The following is a 20,024-nucleotide window of genomic DNA, read 5'->3' as shown; positions in this document are numbered from 1 at the left end:
CGCGCGCGACGAGCGCGCGTCTCTTGTCATCAGGGCATTTTGCGCCATTCGCCAACCAGCATGTGAGCAGTGGATGGCGGGGCAGCTCAGGGCCAGCACAGATCCAGGCGCAGCACGCCGTTCACCAAACCCGTTGCCAGCACGGGCTTCGTTCCCGGCTTGATCCGGAAGTCCGGGACGCGGCTCAACCATTCCTGGAGGAAGATGCGGATTTCCCGCCGCGCCAGCACCGCGCCGGGGCAGGCGTGGGCGCCATTTCCGAACGCCGCATGAACCGGTTTTTCCCGGTTGAAATCAACGACCAGCGGATTTTCGTTGATGCGGTCGTCCAGGCCCACCCAAAGATTGCCAGGCAATATTCGATCACCGGCGTGGAACTGCACACCCTTATAGTCAAAATTCTCGGCGATCACGCGGCATGTATTGGCAAGGCCATGCCGGCGAATCATCTCTTCTATGGCATGCTTGACGAAATCCTCATCACCCAGCCTCTGAACCAATTGCTTTCGGTGTCCCGGATTCATCGCAAGGAAACGCGCAATGAATCCGATCATGCCTGCCACAGTGTCGAGCCCGCCGAACAATACCAATGTCGCATAGCTGACGGCCTCATCCTCCGAAATCCGCCCATCGCCAACATTGACATTGACCAGCTTGCTCAGCAGATCCTCGCCCGGATTGTCGCGGCGGGCACGAATCTTGTCCAGCAGATATCCGCCCATTTCCTGCTGCGCCTGCAGCCTTATCTCGGCCGTGTGGCCGCGCACCGAACGTTCCGCAATCGGCAAAAGCTGATGTTTGTCGGATAATGGCAGCTCGACCAGTTCCAGGAACACGTGGATTGGCAAAACCTTGGCGAAATCCTCGATAAATTCGCATTCGCCCTGCGGCAGGACGCGCTCTATCGCCTGCACTGCCACGTCGCGCACCGTGCTTTCCAGTTCTGAAACAACTGCCGGCATCAATGACTGCATCAGGGGGCGGCGGTATCGGGCGTGTTCCGGTGGGTCCATCTCCAACGGAATCTGACGCGGCGTACCCTCCGGCATGGGAGGCAGGACGATATGCTTGTGCGAAAAATGATGATAGTCGCGCTGCATCGCGACGATGTCGTCACCCCGCGTCGCAACCCAGTGACCGCCATTATAGGGCGTCCAGAAAATATCGGGGTTGGCCTGCTGCACCGCTGCATATGCGGCTTGAACGTCCTCGGCCGAACCAGGGACGTCGTAGATGTTGAAATCGCGTACCAATTCGGGCGGCACATGGTCCGGGCGCGGAGCCAGCTCGATTTCGGGCATGATTGTCACGTCAGCGCTCATAGTCGTCCTCTCTGAAACTGTTTCGACCCTGCGGACGAGCGGAGCAAGGACATGCCCGTAGGCAGATAAGGATTTCACACATGCGATGGAGTTCGCCGTCCATTAACGTCCGCTGCCCTTCAATCCTCCGGCGCTATCGCAACGCGCAGGCCGTCCAGTTCGCTCGTGAGCGGGATCTGGCATGACAACCGCGAATATTCATCGCGATGGTCTGAACTATCGAGGAGGTCGCTCTCATCCTCGCTGATGGGCGGCAGAAGGCCGGTAAAGGCGGGATCGACCTTCACATGGCAGGTGGCGCAGGAACAGCAGCCGCCGCACAGCGCCAACATTTCATCGACGCCGGCGTCCCGGATCGCCTCCATCAGGGAAAGCCCCGCAGCGGCGGCAATTTCCCGTTCCGTGCCATCGCGCGTCGTTACGATCAGATTTGGCATGATAATTCCTTTGGGACGAAGTTCAGTCGCCGAAGCGGACATGGAGATGCCTGGGCACACGCATCATGGTGCCGCGTATTTCCGGTCGCGGCTTGTCGGGATCGAAGCGCAGATTGGGCAGATTGTCGAGCACCGCATGGAGCGCGCGGGTCATCTCCACGCGCGCAAGATGCTGTCCCACGCATATATGCGGCCCGCGGGAAAAGGAAAAATGCGCCTTGCGTTCGCGGAATATGTCGAACCTGTCCGGGTCGGGGAATATCGCAGGGTCGCGATTGGCCGCGCCAGCCACCACGTCGAGCAACGACCCGGCCGGGATTTCCATGCCGCCCAGAACGACGTCCTGCTTCGCCATGCGGAGCTGAACAGCCACTGGACCGTCCCAGCGCAGCGCTTCCTCGATCGCGAAAGGAATGAGTTTGCGATCCGTCCGGATAGCGTCGAGCTGGTCGGGATGTTCCAGCAGCGCGGTCAGCAGCACGCTGGTGCCGCGATAGGTCGTGTCGCCCGCCGCGTTCATCAGCTGCCGCAGGAAGGAAATCAGCACCAGAGGCGGCAGATAATCGCCATCCACTTCGGTATTGGCGAGCAGACTGACGAGATCCTCACCGGGATTGCGCCGCCGCTCCTCAACCAGCGCGGTGAAATATTCCCCCAGCTTGCGCGACGCCTCCTGCGCCTTGTCGATGTGCATGTAATCGGTCTGGCCGATCGCCAGGCGCTGGAAGGTCCGGACGTCGGACGCCGGCAGATCCAGTTGCCGGTAGATCACCTCGAAAGGATAGAGCAGGGTGAATTGTTCGACCAGATCGGCGCGGCCCATGCCCACGAACTTGTCCATCAAATTGTGGACGACGGGATCCACGATGGTTTCGCCCCATAATTTCACATATTGAGGCAGAAAGATCTTCTGGAAGATTTTACGCCAGCGGCCATGTTCGGGATTATCCATGACGCTGATGCTGCCCTGGCCGAAGGTTTCGCCGATGTTGAACCTGTAGCCATGGTTGGAGAAGCGATCCGTGTCGGTGAGAACGGTCAATATCTCGTCGGAACCGACAATGGTGAACATCTTGCGATCGGGATAGGTGGCGGACTGCAGACCCATTTTAGGGCGGTAATCGCCCTCCAGCACCGGCGCCTGTGCGCGCCATTGCGCGATCTGCGGGTAGGGATCGAGCATATCTCCGAAATTGATGTCGTCCGCACTGAACGGATCGTAGCTCGGATCGTCATATTCCTGGATTCTGACGGCGGCTTCCATGATTGGAATCTCTCCTATGTAGTATATGCTACATAATTTGACCCGCATGCGCTGTCAATCAAGTGGTGGTCCTACCAAGGACTGCGCGATCAGCTGCTCCAGCACGTCCAGCACGGCCCCGCGTCCGGGAGGGTCGGGAAACAGGGCGTCTCGCAAGATCACGCTGGCGGCGATCATGCCGAAGCCCAGCCGAACGCCGATGCTGAGGTCGAAGGGCGGATCGATCCCGGCCAGGGCATAGCGCTGCCTGACCTGATCGACCGACTGTTCGAAGAAGGGTGCAAGCCCGCGCAACCCCGGCGGTGCATCCTCGCCACTGGCTGGCGTTCCTGCGAGCAGCGCGCGGAACATTGCCTCGTTCCCCTCGAACAGCTCATAGACCTGCCGAGTGAAACGGCGCGTTTCCGCCTGTTTGGGATAGGGGGCGGTGGGATCGGGATGCAGTTCGACGAAATCCGCCATCAGCGCGTGGAACGGCGCGATGACCACTTCATTGAACAGTCCGGCCTTGTCGCCATAATAGCGGAACAGCAACGTCTCGCTGACGTCTGCCAGGCGGGCGATTTCGCGTGTTGCGGTGCCGCCATAGCCGCGTTCGGCGAATAATTGCCGCGCGGCATCGCAGATGCGCTGGACCACGTCCTCGCGCGTGCGCCGCCGCCGGCGTACCCGCCCCCCATCCTCGGAGGAGGCAGCTTCGTCTGTCAGGATTTTAGCGATTGCGTCCCTCCAGGATAATGTCGGCCGCGTTCCATGCCGCCGCCATGATCGGGCCGTTGGTATTGGCCGAAACCATCGTGGGCATGATCGATCCGTCCATGACGCGCAAGCCGTCCACGCCCTTGACGCGCAGTTTTTCGTCCAGCACCGCATCGTGGAAATCGCCCATGCGGCAGGTTCCGCAGGCATGATAGCCGGCCTGTCCGATCTGACGGAAGGCGGAGAGGATTTCATCGTCGGTCTGAAGCGAACGGGTCGGCTCGCGTTCGCCCGCGATCATCGGAGCAATGGCGGGACGGGACATCCAGTCGCGCAGATAGCGATGCATCGCGACCGTGACGGCGCAATCATAAGGATCGGTCAGATATCCCGCCCGGATCTTCGCCGGAGCCGTCAGGTCGGCCGCTGTGATGCTGACCGACCCCTCGCTCCGCGAGCGCAGGGGATAGCCGAACAGGGTGACGCTGTGCGCCGTATCCGCGACCATATTCCCCTTGGCGTCGGGCGCAGCGACAGCAGGCGACAGCAATATTTCTATATCGGGGGTTGCCGATTCCGGCAGCACGGTCGCGAAGGCCCCGACATTGCCATAGCCCGCCGCCATCGGCCCGGAGCGCGTGAGATAATAGCGCAGCACATTGCCGACGAGTTTCAGGCCGGCCAGGTCCTTGTTGTGGCTGTGCGGAACGGCAAGGTCATAGACCATCGAAAGCAGCCGATGCTCCAGCATATGTTTGCCGACCCCGGGACTATCGGCAACAACCGGGATGCCGAGTCCGCGCAAAAGCTCCGCGGCGCCGACGCCTGACCGCTGAAGGATTTGCGGCGACATCAGCGCGCCAGCGCTGACGATGACCTCACGCCCGCTGGCGAAGTCCTGAACAACCCCGTTCACATTGGCGCGGACGCCGGTCGCGCGCTGCCCCGTGAAGAGGATCTTGTCCACCACCGCGCCCGTGACGATGTGCAGATTCGCCCTGCCGCGGGCTCGCTTGAGGAAAGTCTGGGCGGAGCTCTGTCGTTTTCCCTTCCAGATGGTGCGCGGGGTGTACCCCACGCCAGCGCGGCCCGAACGGTTGAGATCGGCGACCCGCGGTACGCCCATCTGCTCGCCCGCCGCGATAAAGGCTTCGGTCAAGGGATCGCGCATGGGTTCGACCGAGATTTTCAACGGCCCTTCGCCGCCACGCACCCCGTCGCTGCCCAGTTCATGCCCCTCCATTGCCCGGAAGGCGGCGCCGATCCTGTCCCATCCCCAACCTTTTGCGCCCAGCGTCTCCCACCCGTCATAATCTTCGGGCTGGCCGCGAAAATACATCATGCCGTTGACGGAAGAGGAGCCGCCCAGCATCTTGCCGCGTATCCAGGTTTCGGCCGGAACGCTGTCATGTCCTTCGGTCTGGAAATACCAGACATGCCTAGGGTCGGTGTAGAGCTTCGCGGCGCCCCTGGGCATGTGGATGAAGGGGTTTCGATCCTCGGGTCCCGCTTCCAGCAGCAGCACGCTGTTCGCCGGATTTTCCGACAGACGGTCGGCCAGCACGCAGCCGGCGGAGCCACCGCCCACGATAATATAGTCGTGTGTCATCACAGCGCTGCCCGGATGACATCACCAATGATGGTGCGGCTGTCTTCCGCGATATTGATCGTGTCGAACATCCGATTGTGGCAGATGCCGACCGCCAGCTTCAGGTCGGGGTCGGCCCAGCCGATATTGCCGCCCATGCCCGGATGGCAGAGCGCCCGCATGTTCCGAGGGGCCGAGACGGGCGGGTTTTCCGCGCCGCCCAACCAGAATCCGGACCAGGCGATGGGAACGACCATGCCGAAGAAGACGGGGTCCGCATCCTCGAAATGCGGGCGTGGCGCGGCGAAACTGGCGACGCGCTCCTCGGACAGGAGGCGGACGCCGTTGAATTGCCCGCCATTGGCCAACATCGCCCAGAAACGGGCGTTGCTCCGCGCACTGAAAATGCCGCCCACAGCCGGAATGCAGGCGCGGCGCACATAGGGGCGTTCGAAGGGATCGGGCATCAGGTCGACGATCAGCGGTTGCGCCTCCCGCATCATATTATTGTCGGGCGCGACATAGACGGCGGCGGCATCCAGCTTCGCGATGCGCGGTTCGACGGCATCGGCAATGCCCATCCAAAGATCGGCGGCGCCCAACGGGTCCGCTATCTCTTCCTTGATGAACTGACCGAAAGGGCGGCGTTTGGGATCGGTCCGGCGCACCACTTCGCCTACCATCCAGCCAAAGGTCATCGACTGGTAGGAAGAACGGCTACCGGCAGGATAGACACCTTCCATCTCCGCGATGCGGCGGCACATCCAGTCCCAATTGGTCATCAGCTCGGGCGTCACGTCCGGCGGCATGCGCAGCACGCCTGAAACATGGGAAAGGACGTGGCGAATGGTGACGTCGCCCTTTCCGGCCTGCGCGAATTCCGGCCAATAGGTCGCGACGGGCGCGTCATAGTCGACCAGGCCGCGTTCGACCTGGATATGCAGGGCGGTGGCGCTCACCGCCTTGGACACGGAATAGACGTTGAACAGCGTGTCGCCGTCGACGGGCCGGCCGGTGGCGGCATCGGCGAGGCCCGACCAGCAATCGACAATCTGTTCCTCGCCCAGCCACGCGCTGACCTGAATCCCGATTTCCTTGCCTTCCGCGACAAGCCGGTCGAGCGTGTCCTGAACCGCGTCGTTGACCTTCGTCATCCTTCCATTCGCCTTTCCTGCTTGCCACGGCGTCGACGCCAGCTATCAAGTGTGTGCTTGATAGCACGGAAAAGGACGAGGGGAAGAGAGATGGGACAGCAGTTCGACAATATCACGATGACGCAGGATGACGGCATTGTGGAACTGCGTATCCATCACCATGGGGGTCCGGCCAAATGGGCGCTATGGGGTGGATTGCACAAGGAACTGGGTATCGCATTCGCGCAAATCGCGGCTGATCCCGACGCTCGCCTGCTGTTGATCACCGGGACGGGCGACACCTTCTGCGCTGAGTTCGACATGGACTGCGACATGCCGCCGATGAATGGCGCGACATGGGACGTGATCTTCCGGGAGGGCAGGGCGCTGCTCAACAATCTGCTGGCGATCGAGATTCCGGTGGTGGCCGCCGTCAATGGCCCGGCCTTCATCCATGCTGAAATCGCCCTGCTTGCCGATGTCGTGCTGGCGGCCGAGGGCGCTGCCTTCGCCGACAAGCCGCACGCGCTGGCCGGCGTGGTGCCTGGCGATGGCGTGCAGAGCATCTGGCCGATGCTGCTGGGGCCGAACCGTGGACGGTATTTCCTGATGACGGGACAGGAGATCGGCGCAACCGAAGCCCTGGCCCTTGGATTGGTCGGCGAGGTACTGGCACCTGATGCGCTGATGCCGCGTGCGCGCGAGATCGCCCGCACCATAGTCGCGCGTCCCGCCCTGGCCAATCGCTATACCCGCATCCTTCTGACGCGAGATATCAAGGCGCGACTGGCCAGGGAGCTTGATCAGGGGCTGGCCATGGAGGGGCTGGCGATCCTTGCCGGGTTGCAGGAAAAGGCCTGACGGCGTTCGGGCGGTTCCGATGGGTCAGGAGACGCTGTAGCCCCCGTCCACCGCCAGATGATGGCCAGTGATGTAGCTTGCTGCATCGCTGGCGAGGAACAGGATGGCTCGGGCCTGTTCTACTGGATCGGACATTCTGCCGAGTGGAATGCGTCCCGGAGCCGTCATGGGCCCGCGCATCGGCATGTCGCTTTCCATCCTTTTTGCGCCGCCGCTTGCCGTGCCGCCGGGCTGGACCGAATTGACTCGGATCCTGTGTTCGGCGAATTCGACGGCGGCGGCGCGGGTCATCGCGTCGACGCCGGCCTTGGCGGAATCATAATGGGTGTTGTTGAAGATCGTCGGATGATCCGCGCTTACGGATGACACGTTGACGATGGAGCCGCCGCTGCCCTGATCGCGCATGATCCTGATGGCTTCGCGCATCATCAGGAACGTGCCGCGCGTGGTGACCGCATGCATGATATCCCATTCAGAGGCAGGCATCGTCATGGTATCCGCCTTGCGCCGATAGGCTGCGACATTGGCCAATATGTCCAGCCTGCCCAATAGTCTCTTCGCTTCACCGAACGTGGCGATGACCTGTGCTTCGTCCGCAATATCGCAGACCGCATAGGGCGACTGGTTTTCTTTGGCGGCTTCGCGAACGGCTGCCTCGTCGATGTCGACGAACAGGACGCGGGCGCCAACCTGCGTGAACAGCATGGCAGTGGCCTGGCCGATACCGGACCCCGCGCCGGTTACAATCGCGAATTTGCCTTGAAGTCCGAAGGCGGAAAGGGGGGTATGATCGGACATGATGTTCTCCGACAGATGATGATGGGGTGCTACCCGCGGCTGATGCGGCACCGCCGGCCGGCATCAGTCCTTATGCTGAGGATAACGTCCCATCATCAGATAAACGCAGCCTGCCGCCATGAAGCTGGCGGCGATGACAAGCAGGGCTGCGTCATAATTGCCGTGCCGGTCAAATGAAGTTCCCAGCATCGATGCGCCCAGTGCGCCGGAAAAAGCGATGAAGAACACTGCCATTCCATAGATGGTAGAGAAGGAACGGATGCCGAAATAGCGCGCCACCATATAAGCCACCACGTCGATTTCCGCACCCAGGCCGAAGCCGATCAGCAATATGGCCAATCCCGCCATCGGTCCTTCGATCGCGCCGTGCCACGCCAGCAGGCATGTTCCGATCGCCGAACCGCAGGCGAACAGGAAAGCGATGCCCGGCGCCCAGAACCGATCGACCAGGCTGCCGGTGATGATCGCGCCGGCAAAACTGGCAATTCCGGCCATGCCGACCAGCGCGGCGGCGCTGCCTGCCTCCACGCCCTTGCTGATGAGGAGCGGTTGCAGTTGCGTCATGATCGCGGTGGCAGGGGCGTAGCCCAGGCCAGCGCCCAGGCAAAGGAGCCATACGCGCCGTTCCCGCAGCAAATGCAGCCAGGTTGGAAGATCGGCATCCATGTGTCGATGCTGAACTTTTGAGGGCGTGCGCGAACGACCTATCCAGAACCAGGCGGCAGGCAATGCGACCACCAGCACGAGCAGCGCTTCGGTCATATAGCCAGCGCGCCAGCCATAACGCGCGATGATGGCGAAGAGGATGGTCGGTAAAGCCGCGCTGGCGAGCGCCAGGCCGCTGCGCGCAATTGCGAGCGAAACGCCGCGCGAACGTATAAAGGATTGGCTGACCACGCGGGAACAGGTGAGTCCGCTCGCCGACAGGCCAATGACGCCGGCCAGCACGCTGAGCAGGTAGAACAGCGCCAGGGAGCCGTTCATCGATGCCAGGCCCAGATAGATGAGGATGGAAAGGGCCATGCCGCCCAGCATGATCCGGCGTGGTCCGAACCTGTCTATTGCGCGACCCACGAAAGGCGCAGCGAAGGCCACCATCAGCGATGAATAATGCGCGAAGGCGATCTGGCCGCGCGACCAGCCAAATGCTTCCTGCAGGGGCAGGACGAACAGGCTGGACAGCGATTGATAAGCGCCATGAGACAAGCCGATCACCAGGAACGCGGCAAGGCCGACCCGCCAGTTCCGCCGCCATTCGTCCGCAGCAGATTGCCAGCCATGATCAGCGTCTTGCGCGCTGGCCTGACCTGCGTCGGGAAGGTCCTGCGCCTTTTCCATCATGACAGCGCCTCTCTTGCTATGGTTTTGAGGGCTGTGAGTGGCAGCGGCTCCATGATGCGTCAACAAGAGGTCATGGGTCATCACATTCGCAATGCGGAGCATGGGGAAGGCATGGTTCACGCCGCATCCTTTTATCACGCGCGCTGACGGCTGGTCCGTAGGCAGGACGTCAAGAGGCTCGCGCGCCATGAGCTGGAAATCCGGTCAGGAAGCCGAGACATGATCGAGCGATGATGTACGCCGCTGCTTTCGTGCAGAGGATGGCGCGCAACGCAAAATTAGTGCCGTTTTGTCATTCCATTTTACTCAGAGCTCGGCTAATCGCTATATCGCGCGCAAGCGCGTTTTTCTGACCCGCGCTCAACAATGGTCCATGTGAAAATGCCACGTTCCACCAAAGTCGCTCAGGATGTGCTCGACGAGCGTACTGACACGCGAAAAAACATAAAGGTTGCTGCACGCCGGCTGTTTGCCGAGCATGGCCTGGAAGCAGTCACGGTTCGTGAGATCGTCGCGGCGGCGGGTGCGAAGAATGGCGGCTCTCTCAACTATTATTTCAAGTCGAAAGAGGGCCTCGTCCTTGAACTGATCAACGAGATTTTCAATGATCTGAGCGTCGTCTGGTTCGAGCGCATTTCCGAATTGGATCGAAAAGGTGGTCCGACCAGCGTTCGTGAAGTCGTGGATATCATCGTTCGCGCGCCAAATCCCGATATCCACACGGATCCTTCGCCCACCGCGATCCGCTTTCTTGCCAGCGTGATGTTTGTGCGGCGCAAGGACGTCGCCTCCTATCTGGATCGAATGAATATCCTGGTGTACCGGCGGCTGCTGCAACTGATCAGTGGGCTTTGCCAGCACATTCCTGCGCCGGTATTGCGTCAACGGCTGATCTTCTTCGCGTGGTATACCCTCTCGGTCGAGGCAGCGCGTGAGGCCTGGGTGGCCAGCCGTCGGCGTAGCGATTTGTGGACGCAGACCGATCCGCAGCTCAACCTCGTCGAAACCGCGACAGCTCTGATCGAGGCGGGAATACCGCAGGCCGCTCCAGATCCTGCACCGCCAAAAAGAGGCAGGACCAAGCGGAGCGACTAGGCGGGGCGGCCGTGGGCGGCGCCTATATCAAAATGCATGACGCTGATGCATCAACATCCTGGTAACAATCGGGAGGGGGCACGCGGGTGCGCCAACGGCTGATGAGTCAAGCTCCTTGCATCTTGTGCAGGGTCGATCATGACGCAAGGGGCACAGGTTGCTGGTGCTTCAAGAGCAAGTGGCAGCACGTAAGGATTTCAACAGGCGGCGCCTGAAGGCATTTTCACTCAATGGCGGGATTCGACGTAACGCAACGCGTGCAAGCTCGCGCTTGATCGTCGCATTGGGCGCGTGTGTGTCATGCGCAGTTATTGATGATCCATTTATCGCAGCCTGATCCCTGCTGCGGACGGCCCGCCTTGTCATCACAATAAACCAGAGTTCCGCGGCATGCATTCTGTGCCGCGTTGCTATGCGCCATCAGGGCCATGCCATCCCCGCCGACAAGAGTCTGCATCTTGCCAATTAGAACAAATGAACTACCATGGAGCGGCAGGTTTCCCCGCTGGACTCCTTTGCCCTGATCATTGCTTCCCATTATAGAAATCGAGAGGATCGACATGTCCGACTTGTTTACGCTGACAAACAAGCATGTGCTCATCACTGGCGGCGCTCAAGGTCTGGGGCACATGATCGCTCAGGAATTTCTGCGGCGCGGCGCGAGCGTCACGATCACCTCGCGCAAGGCGGAGGTCAGTCAACAGGCTGTAGAGGAGCTCAGCGCATTCGGTCATTGCGCCGGCCTGGTCGCCGATCTGTCTCACTCCGACGGCGCCGTGGCGCTTGCCGATCAGGTCAAGGCGAAGGGTGAGCCTTTGCATGTGCTTATCAACAACGCGGGCAAGAGCGCCGGAGGCCCGATAGAAACACTGGCTGACCAGAGCTGGCCCGACCTCATGTCGATCAACGTCCAGTCGCCTTTCACGCTCATCCGCGAATTGCTGCCGCTGTTGCGCGCCGCAGCGACGCCCGATGACCCGGCCCGGATCGTCAACCTGGGTTCGTTCGCGGGTCATGCCTTGCCATTGCGACCGACCTTTTCCTATTCGGCGAGCAAGGCTGCGATGCATCATCTGACGCGGATGTTGGCTGCCGAACTTGCCCCGTCGCATATCGCGGTCAACGCGATCGCGCCGGGATATTTTTCGACGCGAATGACGGCCGCCATCGACAAGGCGCATATGGCGGAGATGCCCGAACTGATACCTCTGGGCCGATTGGGCCAGCCCGAAGACATTGCCGGCGCCTGCGTCTATCTGTGTTCCAGGGCCGGGGCGTACCTGACTGGCGTTCTCCTTCCGGTCGACGGCGGGCTCAGCCGTGCTCGCAGATAGCGGCAAAAGGGGCGGGGCATGCCAGGCGCAAACTGGTGGCATCAGTCCGTCCCTTTCGCTTGTGCGATACTGCTTGCCAAGAGCGATTACTGTCTTTCAGGAGGGGTAGGGCCTGATGATCATGGATTACCACAGGCTGATGGGCACGGCGCCTATCGTCATGGAGCAGCGCTATGCGGCCAAGGAGAGCTGCATCTACGCCCTAGGCGTTGGCTGCGGCCTGGACCCGTCCGACGATTGGACGCGTCGGCACCTTGGACCGCTTCCCCCGGTACGTGCCCTGCCAGCGATGGCCATCGTGCTTGCCGCTCCACGGCCCCATGCGATGGGACTTGGAGCGACGCTTTCGGGAATGCTGCACGGCAGTCAAGGGATGCTTTTGCATGCGCCGCTGCCGGTCGAAGGGGCGGTAAGGAGCGAAACGCGCGTGAGCGGCGTGTTCGATCGCGGAGAGGGCCGCGGCTGCGTGATCGCCATGACCCGCGAATTATATGATGCGCAGACGCAAACCCATTATGCATCCATGCAGATGACCTTTGTTTGCCGGTCCGATCAGGTTGCCGGTGCCCCGCCCTATGCAAAAGCGGAACCGGCCAGCGTCAAGGAGCGCGCGCCGGATCTGGTCGTCAATGTGCCGACATCGCCGCAGGCCGCCCAGATATTTGCGCTCACCGGGGACCAGAATCCTCTTCACCTGATACCCGAAGCGGCGGTGCAGGCTGGATTTCCGCAGCCGATCCTGCACGGCGTGGCAACATATGGATTGTGCGCGGCCTTTGCGGAAAAGACGTTGTGCAGTGAGGGCGGCCGGCTTGTCGGACTTTCGGGCAGGTTCAGCGCCCCGGTTTTCCCCGGCGACACGATCCAGTTGGCATTCTGGCGAGAGACAGATGGCGCACATATCGAGGCCCGCGTGCCGAAGCGAGACACATGCGTGTTCGCCGATGGCCGCGTTGTGATCCGGGCGGGTGCGTGAGGGGGCCATGGCAGCGCGCTGGGCCAGATGATCCATGGTCCAGCGTTGCCAGCGCAGAGCCGCGTTCGATGCGGACCTGGAACCGTAAGGACCCTTGGCTCCCCCCCCCACGGACCGGGACGTTGATTGAATGGCAAATGGCTTATCGTCGCCGCGCAGCGCGTGTCATGCTGCGGCTTTGGCTTTTTGCGGCAATGGTTCGAAACGGACGGGGACCGACGACATGTGCGGCATCGCGTTGATGCTCTCGAAATGCGTATCGGTGTCTATCAGAGCATTGACGCAGCTTCCGTCAACCATGACGTCTTCTTTTCCTGGCGTGCCGCCCCAGCACTGGCTCAACGCCGCCACTCCAGACCGCATCGTATCATCGCATTTGAGGATTGCCTGGGTTCGGCCATGGGCTGAAATGATCTCGACCAACTGGCCATCCGCCAATCCCAACTGCTCCAGATCTTCGCTGTTGAGATAGGCCGGATTATATTTGTTGCGCTTTCGTACCGTCGGCATGAGGACGCCATAGCTGTTGTAGAGATCGCGCATGCGTCGCGACGACAATAAATGGGTGAATTCGCGATCGGGCCCGGCACGATGCTGCGCTACGGGTTCGGTTTGATAACGATGCAGTTCGTCGAGCACGTCGGCCGGCATGACGTCGAATCTTGCTTCATGACCCTGGCGAGGCGGTTTGACGACGGCATCCGTGATCGGGAACTGATGCCCGTGGGGATAGGCGCGCAACTCGTCGAGCGAAGTCTGGCTGCGTTCGAGCAGGATCTCTATCAGATCCTCCGTGGAAGGGGGCTGATCGCCATCCATGGGGCGGACACCGGCAAAATTGATTGTGACGCCCAGCCGCCTGGCCAGCGCCCAGAACACATACCAGTCATCGACGACCTCGGCGTCTTTCGGAGGCGCGACGATCGCCGGCGTGAACTGGGCCCACGCGCCCGGATAGAATTTGAGCGCCGGATGCCCCGGCGACATATCCGGTCGCTCATATTGAAGCTTTGCTGGCAGGACGTAGTCGGCAAGCTGGGTCGTGGGGGTGTGCCATGTGTCGATCGCGACGAGCATGTCGAGGGAGCGCAACGCGCTATAGGCTTTGTCGCGATCCGGTAGCGATGTCATCGGGTTGGCGCCATCGACGATCAGGGCGCGGATCTGGTCCGGCCCGGCTGTCAATATTTCGTCCGTCAGCGTACCCGATACGCGTTCGCCGAAGAAATTGCCTGCGCCGCGAATGCGGCTGGCGGGATGTTTTTCCCACGGACGCGATGCGGGAACGACTTCCGCGTACATGTCCCTGGCAGGATTGAGCATGTCGACAGAGGTGACCTTTTGACCCGCCCGGGGAAAACGGCCGCAGATCACGTTCAGCAACTGGACCATGTGAACGGCCAGATTCGAATATTGCGACATGTTGGGGCCGGTACCGGTCATGGCGGGGCCGCGCTTATTCCGGCATGCGAACATGTCCGCGATCGCCCACAGGGCCCCCGGTTCCAATCCGGCCCGCGCTTCCACGATGTCCGGTGTAAACGGATCGACCGCATCGCGAAGCGCCGCCAAGCGTTCCTCGCCGACATATTGCCGGCAAAATTCTGCATCATGCCAACCCTCCGCGAGGATCAGTCGGATCAGGCCTGATGCTATGGCGGCGTCCTCACCCGGATAGGGTTGGAAGGAAAGGTCCGATTGCGCAGCCGTTTCCGTGCGCCGTGGATCCACCACGACCAGCTTCAAACCGCGTTGCCGCGCGCGCTTCAGCCGCTTGATCGGATCGACTCCCAATACCGACATGGTGGAATGCGCGATGAACGGGTTCACCCCGAACAGCAACAGCACATCCATGTCATCGAGATCGACCGCACCGGCGCCCCATGTGCCCGTTCGGCCCGCCGCGACCATCTTCCCGGACTGATCGATCGTGATCGTCGTGAAATATTGCTCCGATCCTATTGCGTGCAGGAAATGGCGGTTCATGCCGACTGCGGACTGGTTCATCATGGAACCGTTGCCCGCGAACAGTGCAATCGCATTGGGCCCGGAATGACCCATCAAATCGGCAATACGGACCGCGATCTCGTCGAGCGCCTGCTCGATCCCGATCTCGCGGAAGCTGCCATCTGGTTGCCGTTTTAGCGGGCGTAGGATGCGTTGCGGATCGCGGTGCGCAAGACCGGACTGGAGCCCTTTGAAGCATGCATAGCCGGATGACAGTTCATTCTGGTCGTCACCCACGATACGGATGATATGCCCTTTTTCATTGACCGTCAGGCGGACGCCGCAGCCGGCAGTGCAGATTCGGCAGAACGAGGCATATTCGCCTAGCCCATGCGTCAAGGAGAGCGCTTCCATCGTCGGGCATCCTCTTATTGCGCCGATCCTGCATGGGACTCGGTCTGTGCATAATCTGTCGCGATTTCCGTCATAAAACAAGTGATCTAGTCTTCTGGCCCAACCAATCGTCTTGTTTAACGGATGCTCATCATGCGCGAGTAGTTCGGGCACGCGCCGCGATGAGCGACGCCCGGCGCCGTCGATAGTCGGGGTTCAACCGTCCGTTGGATTCCACGCCCAATAACGGGCGACGGCGCCGCCATCGACCCGCAAATCCGTTCCGGTGATCATCGCTGCATCGTCTGAAGCGAGGAAGACCGCTGCAGCCCCATAATGGCTGGGCTTGGGCAAACGCTTCATGGGAATTCTTCTGGCGAACATCGCTGTGATCTCGGTGTAATCCGGCAGCGGGCCAAGATCCATCTTCCATCGCTCGGCGCGCTCCACCATTTCGCCCGTCTCGGTTGCCGTAGGCGTCAGGCTGACCACCCGGATGCCATGCGCGGCAAGTTCCATCGCGGCCGCCTGCGTGAAGTTCAGCATGCCGGCCTTGGCCGTCGTATAGGCGATGTTGCCTGGCTGGCCTTGATGGCCTGCTGTCGAGATCACGTTGATGACGACACCGGTCCGACGTGGCATCATTTCGGCCGTGGCATATTTCGTAAAGAGGAACGCGCCGTCGAGGATGACCGAGTTCTGCTTGCGCCATTCTGCATAGGGCATGTCGGCAATGGACTTTTGATTGAAAAAGGCGGCGTTATTCACAAGAATGTCGATCTGACCGAAAGCGACTACTGCCCGCTGTACGGCGGCGCGGACTTCGTCCTCGTTCGTCACGTCGGCGGTGATGCCGATCGCGCGACCACCCGCAGCGATGATCGCCGCGGCACAACAGTCCGCATTTTCGCTCTTTGCATCCACGGCCACGATCGCCGCGCCGGCGCCGGCGAGCGCCTCGACGATCCCGCCGCCGATGTTGGGGCTGGTCCCCGTGACGATCGCCACTTTCCCTTCCAGCTTCATGACCTACTCCCGATATTGCCGTCGTTCGATATATAGTAAATCGATCGTATTATGTTCATGCAGACGGGCCGATGTGCGGTTGAGCTTCTGCATGGTGATTGCGCAAGTTGTGGGTCGATCAACACACGACTCCTGCTTCGCGCAGGCGGGCAATGCCTCCATCGTCAAACCCGATTTCACGAAGAACCTGATCTGTGTGCTCGCCCGGACGGGGGGCGGTACCCTTTACGACCGCCGGGCTTTCGGAAAAGTCCACCGGATAAGAGGCGGCGCGAACAGGGCCATATTCGTCGGTGTCATATTCCTTTACGCATTCCAGGTGACGAGCCTGCTCGTCCTCGAGGAATTCATCGACGGATTTGACCCTGGCGATGGGCAAGCCGTGCTCGATCGCCAGCGCTTCCAGTTCGTCGGAAGTGATTTTGATCGAGCCCTTTTCCAATTCCTGCCAGACGGCACCAATATTTCGGACCCGCATGATAGGGTTCGCAAAGCGTTCATCCTCCAGCAGATGCGGAACGCCGAGAACGCGGCAAATCAGTTCGAACTGGGCGTCGGTTTGGAAATAGCCCATGAACGTGCCATCGGCGCTTCTGATAGGCCGCATCGCGTTGATGTGCGGCGATTGCTGGTCGCCATTGACGAAACAGTGATTGTACAAATTGTCCACGAGATTGAGGAAGCCGAAGGTCTTCATCAAAGGTACCGAGACAAACTGGCCTTTGCCTCCGTTTTTCTCGCGACGATACAGGGCTGTCGTTATCGCACTGGCGGCCGCCGTGGCGGCGAACTTGTCGACGAAGAAGGAACGGAGAGGCATAGGTGGCCCCTCCGGATTTTGAAGATACATGGCGCCGGTAATTGCCTGGATCACCTGGTCGTAGGCGGGGCGATCGGCATAGGGGCCGTCCAGACCGAAGCCGCTGATGAGAACGTAGATAATGCCGGGATTCAACGCCCGGAGACTTTCATAATCGAGCTTCAGGCGCTTCATTGCCTCCGGCCGGGAATTCACCAGGAAGACATCGCAATCCTGGGCCAGGGCCCGCGCGATCTCGTGCCCTTCCTCGCTCCTCAGATCGAGCTGTATGCTTCGTTTATGACGATTGACCGCGAAGAAGCGCGAGCACATTCCCTTATATTGCGGTTCCACGTTGCGATAGGGATCCCCGCGGAAATCCTCCATCTTGATGACGGATGCGCCCAAGTCGGCAAGCATGGTTCCCGCCAAAGGGCCGGCCACCATTTGAGAGATCTCCAGGACCTTGATGCCTGAAAGCGGCCCCTCGTCGACTCCGTCAGCCATGTTGCGTGCCTTTCACTTTTATTTTTTCCCTGTCAGGCGACGAGTGGCCCGACGATAATGACGCTGCCATCATCGATCGCCAGATGGCAGCAGATGACGCGCGGACAAGAAAATCCGTTCACCGACCCTCAAACATTCCTGAATGATGGTTTTCGCTTCTCAAGCAGCGCATCCAGGGCCTCTCGATGATCCTCGGTCTCATGGATAATGGACTGGAACGCACCCGCCATCTCCAGATGGTGGTCCAGCGACAACTGACTGCTGTCGCGGATAAGGCGCTTCGTGATGCGCAGTGTTCGACCGGGATTGGCGTCGATACGCGATGCCAGGGCGCGGGCGGCGCTCATCAGTTCGCTATCTTCGACCACGCGCGAGACGAGGCCGATGCGTTCGGCCTCCTGAGCGTCGATCATATCGCCCGTGAAAGCCAGTTCGCTGGCCCTGGAAATGCCGATTATTCTGGGGAGGAACCATGCGCCACCATCGCCGGGGATGATGCCCACCTTGATGAAGGATTCCGCGAATCGTGCAGACTGTGCCGCGATCCGCATGTCGCACATGCATGCCAGGTCGAGGCCCGCACCGATTGCGGGGCCGTTGATCGCCGCAATGACCGGCACCTCCAGCCCATTGAACACCTTTGCGACGAGATGGATGGTGTTGCGATAGCTGTCGCGGGTGTCGATGACCGTTTTCATCGGAGCAAAGCCGGAACGGTCACGCATCTTCTTGATGTCGCCGCCAGCGCAGAAAGCCGGGCCAGCCCCCGTCAGAATGACGACGTTTGCGGACGGGTCACGTTCGATCGCCTTGAGTTGATCGACGAATTCGGCGCAGATCTCGGGCGTCGAGAGTGCGTTGCGTGTTTCGGGTCGATTCATTGTCAGGGTAACGACGCCGCCGCTTTTTTCGTAAAGCAGAAAATCTTCCATTGAAGCCTCTTGGTCTCGGGGCGGCCCATGATCGAAATTGCTTGCCTCCCAACCCGTTGGTTATGCGGTCCAGGGAACGAAAGGCTAAGGAGCCGTTCGCTGACAAGTGGCGATAGCGATTCACGTCCGATGAACCGTGGCAGCGGACGCGTGAAAAGCGCCAAGATTCAAGTCGTTTACGTACGATGTCGCATGAACGGAAGGTCGCACGCGTCATAAGGGAGCCCGCCAGAAGCGCACTCCCTTAAGTAACAGATGGGCGTTAATCGCGGTCGAAGAACCACGCCACCAGCTTGTTGAAATCGTCGGGCTTCTCCCACTGTACCCAGTGGCCGCAATTGGGCAGGAGGTGGAGCGACGCGTTGGGGAATGCCTTGATGATGCCAGGCGCCATGTCGACCGGGCAGACCCGGTCCTCGAGACCCCACATCACCAGGATTTCATTCTTCACGCTGCCCAGATCCTCGCGCCACATTTCCCCGAACGAGCGGGCGAACGGCTTGAACCGATTCGGATTCGACGCGGCCTTGACGCGTTCATCAAGCAATTCGTCGGTGATGAACGAGCTGTCATTCACGAGTAGTTCGATCACGCCGCGCATTTGCTCGCGCGTAGGATTGTCGCTGGCGTTGACGACCCCCATTCGGCGCATGCCCTCTGTCGGCATCGGCGTGAAGACCGGCTGGAAGCCACCCGGCCCCATGAGGACCGCCTTGTTGATGCGGTGCGAGGAATGCAGCAATGCGCCCACGGTCGTCATGCCGCCCAGCGAATTGCCGACGCAATCGACCTTGTCGAGGCCCAGCGCATCCAGGAAATGGATCAGGAATTCTCCAAGAGCCTTGTAGATTTCATGGAAGCCAAGTTTGTCCTCGCTGTCGCCATAGCCCGGCAGATCGGGGACGATCAGCCTGCGGCTCTTCGAAAGTTCGTCGACATTGCGGCGATAGTTGCTGATGCCGCTGGCGCCAGGGCCGCCCCCTTGCAGCAGGATTGTCGGCTTGCCTTCGCCTATGTCCACATAAGCGATGCGGGCACCGTCCACCTGAACGAACTTCTTTTCAAATTCCATGATAAGCTCCTACTTTTATCCCTGTTATCTTGCGCGCTGCAGATTACCGTGCCTGAGCGAACTTTCGTGACTGGCGAATCTGCCGATCGTCGGCAGCTTCCCCAGCGGCAGTGATGCGGAGAGATAGTCGGGACACGGGGTTGCAAATCCCGGTCTCTCGGCATGCCGAGATGCTTCGACTAAGTTGGAATGCCCTTGTGAGCCTTCAAGATCCTCCGCCTCCATTTTATAGGTCGTATGTTTTATCAGAGGCCACTTTCTCTTGTAGGTCGTCAAATGACAAGTGTTTTTTTGAAATCTATTTTCGATGCACAATCGCCTGCCCTGCCGCCTTGCGCGAGTTCTGCCTCCATTAGCATGTGAGAAGCGGCCGATTTCTGGCCGCCCCTGTGCAGAAACTGCTCTCAGAACCGTTTGCTTTGCCTGCGCCCCCGCAGCCAGTGCCTATGGGAGTGCTGTGATCCGATCTTTCGGTTACAGTCCATTATCGGGTCATTTGA

General features: G+C 60.5%; 18 protein-coding genes. 4 read left to right on the top strand and 14 right to left on the bottom strand.

The genetic code is table 11. The features are described 5' to 3' along the window. Positions 1–86: 86 nt before the first annotated feature. The 6 genes from ACN9MX_RS20600 to ACN9MX_RS20575 form a co-directional block, all read right to left on the bottom strand. Positions 87–1,301: a cytochrome P450 gene (locus tag ACN9MX_RS20600; RefSeq protein WP_363829438.1), complete on the bottom strand. Its 1,215-nt coding sequence runs from the start codon at positions 1,299–1,301 to the stop codon at positions 87–89. A 140-nt stretch (positions 1,302–1,441) separates the two neighbouring features. Beyond that, positions 1,442–1,759 (bottom strand): 2Fe-2S iron-sulfur cluster-binding protein, encoded by a 318-nt coding sequence (locus ACN9MX_RS20595; RefSeq protein ID WP_363828748.1) that lies wholly within the window; start codon positions 1,757–1,759, stop codon positions 1,442–1,444. Positions 1,760–1,781: 22 nt separating this feature from the next. Beyond that, positions 1,782–3,023, bottom strand: coding sequence for a cytochrome P450 (locus ACN9MX_RS20590; protein ID WP_363828745.1), 1,242 nt, complete (start codon positions 3,021–3,023; stop codon positions 1,782–1,784). A 54-nt stretch (positions 3,024–3,077) separates the two neighbouring features. Next, complete coding sequence (locus ACN9MX_RS20585) at positions 3,078–3,662, bottom strand: TetR/AcrR family transcriptional regulator (RefSeq protein ID WP_363828742.1); 585 nt, start codon at positions 3,660–3,662, stop codon at positions 3,078–3,080. Between the two features lie 73 nt (positions 3,663–3,735). Next, positions 3,736–5,331 carry a GMC family oxidoreductase gene (locus ACN9MX_RS20580; RefSeq protein ID WP_363828739.1) on the bottom strand — a complete coding sequence of 532 codons (1,596 nt, stop codon included), beginning with the start codon at positions 5,329–5,331 and terminating at the stop codon, positions 3,736–3,738. Then, positions 5,331–6,464: a serine hydrolase domain-containing protein gene (locus ACN9MX_RS20575; protein WP_133651245.1), complete on the bottom strand. Its 1,134-nt coding sequence runs from the start codon at positions 6,462–6,464 to the stop codon at positions 5,331–5,333. The genes ACN9MX_RS20580 and ACN9MX_RS20575 overlap by 1 nt, the downstream gene beginning before the upstream one ends. A gap of 90 nt (positions 6,465–6,554) precedes the next feature. Here ACN9MX_RS20575 and ACN9MX_RS20570 point away from each other — a divergent pair, with 90 nt between their 5' ends. Then, complete coding sequence (locus ACN9MX_RS20570; protein WP_363828735.1) at positions 6,555–7,304, top strand: enoyl-CoA hydratase/isomerase family protein; 750 nt, start codon at positions 6,555–6,557, stop codon at positions 7,302–7,304. A gap of 24 nt (positions 7,305–7,328) precedes the next feature. Here the strand turns inward: ACN9MX_RS20570 and ACN9MX_RS20565 are convergent, their stop codons facing one another. Both ACN9MX_RS20565 and ACN9MX_RS20560 read right to left on the bottom strand, forming a co-directional pair. Continuing rightward, positions 7,329–8,102, bottom strand: a complete 774-nt coding sequence (locus ACN9MX_RS20565) for an SDR family NAD(P)-dependent oxidoreductase (RefSeq protein WP_363828732.1) — start codon at positions 8,100–8,102, stop codon at positions 7,329–7,331. 63 nt (positions 8,103–8,165) lie between these two features. After that, positions 8,166–9,443 (bottom strand): MFS transporter, encoded by a 1,278-nt coding sequence (locus ACN9MX_RS20560; protein WP_363828729.1) that lies wholly within the window; start codon positions 9,441–9,443, stop codon positions 8,166–8,168. A 381-nt stretch (positions 9,444–9,824) separates the two neighbouring features. Here ACN9MX_RS20560 and ACN9MX_RS20555 point away from each other — a divergent pair, with 381 nt between their 5' ends. After that, positions 9,825–10,538, top strand: coding sequence for a TetR/AcrR family transcriptional regulator (locus tag ACN9MX_RS20555; RefSeq protein ID WP_363828726.1), 714 nt, complete (start codon positions 9,825–9,827; stop codon positions 10,536–10,538). A 298-nt stretch (positions 10,539–10,836) separates the two neighbouring features. On the opposite strand, the gene ACN9MX_RS20550 is transcribed toward ACN9MX_RS20555, so the two are convergent. Continuing rightward, the gene (locus tag ACN9MX_RS20550) at positions 10,837–11,100 is read right to left on the bottom strand and encodes a hypothetical protein (RefSeq protein WP_363828723.1); all 264 of its coding nucleotides are present in this window, start codon (positions 11,098–11,100) and stop codon (positions 10,837–10,839) included. Between ACN9MX_RS20550 and ACN9MX_RS20545 the strand changes: the two genes are divergently transcribed. Next, on the top strand, positions 11,099–11,872 hold the full coding sequence (locus tag ACN9MX_RS20545) for an SDR family oxidoreductase (protein WP_363828720.1): 774 nt from the start codon (positions 11,099–11,101) through the stop codon (positions 11,870–11,872). The genes ACN9MX_RS20550 and ACN9MX_RS20545 overlap by 2 nt on opposite strands. Positions 11,873–11,987: 115 nt before the next feature. Beyond that, on the top strand, positions 11,988–12,848 hold the full coding sequence (locus ACN9MX_RS20540) for a MaoC/PaaZ C-terminal domain-containing protein (protein WP_363828717.1): 861 nt from the start codon (positions 11,988–11,990) through the stop codon (positions 12,846–12,848). A 165-nt stretch (positions 12,849–13,013) separates the two neighbouring features. On the opposite strand, the gene ACN9MX_RS20535 is transcribed toward ACN9MX_RS20540, so the two are convergent. The 5 genes from ACN9MX_RS20535 to ACN9MX_RS20515 form a co-directional block, all read right to left on the bottom strand. Continuing rightward, positions 13,014–15,209, bottom strand: a complete 2,196-nt coding sequence (locus ACN9MX_RS20535) for a molybdopterin-containing oxidoreductase family protein (protein ID WP_363828714.1) — start codon at positions 15,207–15,209, stop codon at positions 13,014–13,016. A gap of 195 nt (positions 15,210–15,404) precedes the next feature. Then, positions 15,405–16,214, bottom strand: coding sequence for an SDR family NAD(P)-dependent oxidoreductase (locus tag ACN9MX_RS20530; protein WP_363828712.1), 810 nt, complete (start codon positions 16,212–16,214; stop codon positions 15,405–15,407). Between the two features lie 118 nt (positions 16,215–16,332). Then, positions 16,333–17,520 (bottom strand): CaiB/BaiF CoA transferase family protein, encoded by a 1,188-nt coding sequence (locus ACN9MX_RS20525; protein ID WP_363828711.1) that lies wholly within the window; start codon positions 17,518–17,520, stop codon positions 16,333–16,335. Positions 17,521–17,648: 128 nt separating this feature from the next. Further along, entirely contained in the window at positions 17,649–18,452 is an 804-nt protein-coding gene (locus ACN9MX_RS20520; RefSeq protein ID WP_133651234.1) for a crotonase/enoyl-CoA hydratase family protein, read from the bottom strand. A gap of 262 nt (positions 18,453–18,714) precedes the next feature. Next, the gene (locus ACN9MX_RS20515) at positions 18,715–19,524 is read right to left on the bottom strand and encodes an alpha/beta fold hydrolase (protein WP_363828707.1); all 810 of its coding nucleotides are present in this window, start codon (positions 19,522–19,524) and stop codon (positions 18,715–18,717) included. Positions 19,525–20,024: the final 500 nt, after the last annotated feature.

The organism is Sphingobium sp. R-21, from assembly GCF_049913335.1.
In the GTDB taxonomy this organism is placed as follows: domain Bacteria; phylum Pseudomonadota; class Alphaproteobacteria; order Sphingomonadales; family Sphingomonadaceae; genus Sphingobium.
The sequence above is the reverse complement of the archived record's forward strand: the minus strand, read 5'-3'. Positions and strand labels throughout refer to the sequence as shown.

What these genes read in the sequence shown, in the direction of transcription:
- ACN9MX_RS20565 (WP_363828732.1), bottom strand. Translation starts at nt 8,102, where the DNA reads ATGTCCGATCATACCCCCCTTTCCGCCTTCGGACTTCAAGGCAAATTC.
- ACN9MX_RS20555 (WP_363828726.1), top strand. Translation starts at nt 9,825, where the DNA reads ATGCCACGTTCCACCAAAGTCGCTCAGGATGTGCTCGACGAGCGTACT.
- ACN9MX_RS20580 (WP_363828739.1), bottom strand. Translation starts at nt 5,331, where the DNA reads ATGACACACGACTATATTATCGTGGGCGGTGGCTCCGCCGGCTGCGTG.
- ACN9MX_RS20600 (WP_363829438.1), bottom strand. Translation starts at nt 1,301, where the DNA reads ATGCCCGAAATCGAGCTGGCTCCGCGCCCGGACCATGTGCCGCCCGAA.
- ACN9MX_RS20545 (WP_363828720.1), top strand. Translation starts at nt 11,099, where the DNA reads ATGTCCGACTTGTTTACGCTGACAAACAAGCATGTGCTCATCACTGGC.
- ACN9MX_RS20540 (WP_363828717.1), top strand. Translation starts at nt 11,988, where the DNA reads ATGATCATGGATTACCACAGGCTGATGGGCACGGCGCCTATCGTCATG.
- ACN9MX_RS20525 (WP_363828711.1), bottom strand. Translation starts at nt 17,520, where the DNA reads ATGGCTGACGGAGTCGACGAGGGGCCGCTTTCAGGCATCAAGGTCCTG.
- ACN9MX_RS20575 (WP_133651245.1), bottom strand. Translation starts at nt 6,464, where the DNA reads ATGACGAAGGTCAACGACGCGGTTCAGGACACGCTCGACCGGCTTGTC.
- ACN9MX_RS20535 (WP_363828714.1), bottom strand. Translation starts at nt 15,209, where the DNA reads ATGGAAGCGCTCTCCTTGACGCATGGGCTAGGCGAATATGCCTCGTTC.
- ACN9MX_RS20515 (WP_363828707.1), bottom strand. Translation starts at nt 19,524, where the DNA reads ATGGAATTTGAAAAGAAGTTCGTTCAGGTGGACGGTGCCCGCATCGCT.
- ACN9MX_RS20520 (WP_133651234.1), bottom strand. Translation starts at nt 18,452, where the DNA reads ATGGAAGATTTTCTGCTTTACGAAAAAAGCGGCGGCGTCGTTACCCTG.
- ACN9MX_RS20590 (WP_363828745.1), bottom strand. Translation starts at nt 3,023, where the DNA reads ATGGAAGCCGCCGTCAGAATCCAGGAATATGACGATCCGAGCTACGAT.
- ACN9MX_RS20570 (WP_363828735.1), top strand. Translation starts at nt 6,555, where the DNA reads ATGGGACAGCAGTTCGACAATATCACGATGACGCAGGATGACGGCATT.
- ACN9MX_RS20550 (WP_363828723.1), bottom strand. Translation starts at nt 11,100, where the DNA reads ATGTCGATCCTCTCGATTTCTATAATGGGAAGCAATGATCAGGGCAAA.
- ACN9MX_RS20560 (WP_363828729.1), bottom strand. Translation starts at nt 9,443, where the DNA reads ATGATGGAAAAGGCGCAGGACCTTCCCGACGCAGGTCAGGCCAGCGCG.
- ACN9MX_RS20530 (WP_363828712.1), bottom strand. Translation starts at nt 16,214, where the DNA reads ATGAAGCTGGAAGGGAAAGTGGCGATCGTCACGGGGACCAGCCCCAAC.
- ACN9MX_RS20595 (WP_363828748.1), bottom strand. Translation starts at nt 1,759, where the DNA reads ATGCCAAATCTGATCGTAACGACGCGCGATGGCACGGAACGGGAAATT.